The organism is Tahibacter caeni, assembly GCF_024609805.1.
Lineage (GTDB): Bacteria > Pseudomonadota > Gammaproteobacteria > Xanthomonadales > Rhodanobacteraceae > Tahibacter > Tahibacter caeni.
On sequence record NZ_JANFVR010000455.1, the window covers coordinates 1 to 3,067 of the forward strand.

Sequence of the window (3,067 nt, forward strand, 5' to 3'; positions counted from 1 at the left end):
GAAGCGTTCGTCGACTGGCGCGCGGAGCCCGAGCACGCCGCACTGCTGTCGCGCTGCGCCGGCGCGCTCGACCTGCTGCTGCAGGCGACGCCGCAGCCGGCCGGCGCGGCCGGCGCACTGCCGCTGGACGGCAAGACCGTCGTGCTGACCGGCACCCTGGAAGCGATGAGCCGCGACGAGGCGAAGGACAGGCTCGAAGCGCTCGGCGCGAAAGTCTCCGGCAGCGTGTCGAAGAAGACCGACTTCGTCGTCGCAGGCCCGGGCGCCGGCTCCAAGCTCGACAAGGCCAACGAACTCGGCATCGAGATCTGGGACGAAGCGCGGCTGCTCGGTTTCCTGGCGGAGCAGGGCTCATCGTGATCCTCGCGGGAGCGGACAATCTGCGTCTGCGTGCCGCGCTCTACCGGCTCATGCGCGAGTTCTTCCACACGCGCGGCGTGCTCGAAGTCGAGACGCCGATCCTGTCGGCGGCCGGCAACACCGACGCGAACATCGAGAGCTTCACGACGCAGTTCAGCGGGCATCGCGATGCCGGCACGGCGCGGCGCTGGCTGCGCACGTCGCCGGAATTTCCGCTGAAGCGGCTGCTCGCGGGCGGTCTCGGCGACTGCTACGAACTCGGTCGCGTGTTCCGCAACGGCGAGGCCGGGCGGCGGCACAATCCGGAATTCACGATGCTGGAGTGGTACCGGGTCGGCTGGGACCATCGCGCGCTCATGGACGAAACCTGCGCGCTCGTGCAGCAGGCGCTGGCCTTGCAGGAGCGCACGGCGACGGTACGGCGGCTGAGCTATCGCGAGCTGTTCCTGCAGGGTCTCGGTCTCGATCCGTTCGTCGCGAGCGAAGCCGAGCTCGCCGCGCCGCTCGCGGCGTTCTCGATCGATCCGGACGGCCTCGTCCGCGACGACTGGCTGGATCTGCTGATCACCCATCGCCTGCAGCCGCAGTTCGCGCCGGACGCGATCACCGTGATCCATGATTATCCGGCCAGCCAGTGCGCGCTCGCGCGGTTGCGCGACGACGGCGACGTCGTCGTGGCCGAGCGCTTCGAGCTGTACCTCGGACCCTATGAACTCGCCAACGGCTATCACGAGCTCAATGACGCGGCCGAGCAGCGCGCGCGTTTCGAGCGCGACAACGCGCGCCGCCGCGAGCGCGGCCTCGTCGAAGTGCCGCTGGACGAGAATCTGCTCGCGGTGCTCGACCGGCTGCCGGACTGCGCCGGCGTCGCGCTCGGCGTCGAGCGTCTGCTGATGTGCCTCGCGCAGACCGACGACATCCGCGCCGTGCTGGCCTATCCGTTCGCGACGGCCTGAGCCGGCACCGGCCGTACCCAGCGCCAGGCGATCAGCGCGGCGATCGCGGCGAAGGCCGCGGCGACCTCGAACGCGAGCTCGCCGCCGCCCCAGCGCCAGGCCTGGCCGGCGATCAGTGCGCCGAGCGCGCCGCCGACGCCCGAGGAGAAACCGTAGAACACGCCCTGGCCGTGGCCGCCGAGCGGCCCCGGGAAGTACTGCGCCATCAGCTGCATGACGCTCGCGAAGAATGCGGCGAAATTGACCGCGTGGGTCAGCTGGGCCAGGGTCATGACGACGACCGAGTCGGGAAACAGCGCCGTCACGAGCCAGCGCACGGCCGCGCTGGCGACGGCGACGACGAGCACGGTCTGCGCCGGCCAGCGCAGGAACAGCCGCGGCGACAGGAAGAACACGAACACCTCGACGGTCACGCCGATAGCCCAGAACAGACCGAGCGCCGACGGCTTGTAGCCGTGCTGTTCGAGATACAGCGAGAAGAACGTGTACAGCGGCCCGAACGACAGCTGCACGAGCAGGCAGACCAGGAAGAAGGCGATGACTTCGGGCCGGCGCAGCCGCGCGCGGAACTCGGCCCCGGCCGCGGGCAGCGCACTGCGCTGGGCCGGACCGTAGTCGTTGGCGAAGGCCGATCCGGTCGTGCCGAGCAGCAGCGGCAGCATCAGCAGCGGCAGCCAGGCGACGGCGAGGTGGTCGAGCAGGAAGCCGAACAGCGCGACGATGCCGATGAAGCCGATCGAGCCCCAGACACGGATCGTGCCGTAGCGCTCGGCGATACCGTGCAGATGCGACAACGTGATCGCCTCGAACTGCGGCATGGTCGCATTATGGAAAAAGCAAAAGACGCACATCGCGGCGAACAGGCCGGCGAAGTCGAGCGGCAGCAGGAACGCGCAGAAGCTGGCGACGCTGGCCAGACAGCCCAGGTGCAGCCAGCGTATCGGCCGCGCCGAGCGCGCCGCGAGCCAGTTCCAGCTGCTCGGCGCGACGATGCGCGTCGCGTACCAGAGACTCATGAGCAGGCCGATCGCCGCGGCGTCCTGGCCGCGGTCCTTCAGATACAGGCTCCAGTACGGCGTGAACCCGCCGAGCACGGCGTAGTACATGAAGTAGAAGCTGGACAGGCGCAGCGTGGGGACGGCGGTCGGCATAGCACGCTAGCGTGCCATAAAACGGGAATGGGGAATCGTGGGAGCGGGGAGTGCGGCGCTGCGATTCCCGCTTCTTCAGGAGAGGGAGCAGGGAATGGGGTAAATGGGGAATTGGGTAAGGAAGGATCGCGGGAGCGTGGAGTGCGGGTGGGAGCCCGCATCAGATGGCGCGAAATCGCGGTGCTCGATGCGGGACAACTGACGAGACGAGGAGCGGGAATCGGAAGGCTCGGCCCGAGCTTCGCCTTCCGATTCCCGATTCCCCATTTCCGGCTCCGGGAATCGGAAAGCTCAGCGGACCCGCTTTGCTCTCCGATTCCCGATTCCCGGCCCTAAGGCACTTCGACCGCCCGCGCGCGGCGTTCGATCAGCGCGAGGTCGGCCTGGTCGGACAGGCGCAGGTCGCGCAGTTCGTACGGGGCCGCGAGCTTGCCGGCTTCGAGGGTGCTGCGGTCGAAGCTCAGGGTCAGGCGGCCGTTGCCGGCGTCGAGCCACGCGGCGGCCTGGGCGTAGGCGGCCGGGCGGCGCGTGCCGTCGGCGGCGGTGCCGTAGAGCACGCCGGCGAGCTGGTAGCGGCTCGCGCTCGCGGCTTCGATGCCG

Annotated in this window: 4 protein-coding genes; 2 read left to right on the forward strand and 2 right to left on the reverse strand. The window is 69.4% G+C overall.

Annotation, left to right across the window (positions count from 1 at the left end; genetic code table 11):
- Positions 1–360: BRCT domain-containing protein (locus NON22_RS22480; RefSeq protein ID WP_306673970.1), on the forward strand; the 360-nt coding region annotated here is incomplete at its 5' end.
- Positions 357–1,316: an EF-P lysine aminoacylase EpmA gene (gene epmA / locus NON22_RS22485; RefSeq protein WP_257389226.1), complete on the forward strand. Its 960-nt coding sequence runs from the start codon at positions 357–359 to the stop codon at positions 1,314–1,316. The genes NON22_RS22480 and epmA, both read left to right, overlap by 4 nt.
- Here the strand turns inward: epmA and NON22_RS22490 are convergent.
- Together NON22_RS22490 and NON22_RS22495 are read right to left on the reverse strand one after the other, a co-directional pair.
- Positions 1,295–2,467 carry an MFS transporter gene (locus NON22_RS22490; protein WP_257389227.1) on the reverse strand — a complete coding sequence of 391 codons (1,173 nt, stop codon included), beginning with the start codon at positions 2,465–2,467 and terminating at the stop codon, positions 1,295–1,297. The genes epmA and NON22_RS22490 overlap by 22 nt on opposite strands.
- 332 nt (positions 2,468–2,799) lie before the next feature.
- Positions 2,800–3,067 (reverse strand): DUF4785 family protein (locus tag NON22_RS22495; RefSeq protein ID WP_257389228.1); only part of this gene is annotated, 268 nt, incomplete at its 5' end.

Excerpts from the sequence above, each read along its gene's own strand:
- NON22_RS22490 (WP_257389227.1), bottom strand. The coding sequence starts at position 2,467 with ATGCCGACCGCCGTCCCCACGCTGCGCCTGTCCAGCTTCTACTTCATG.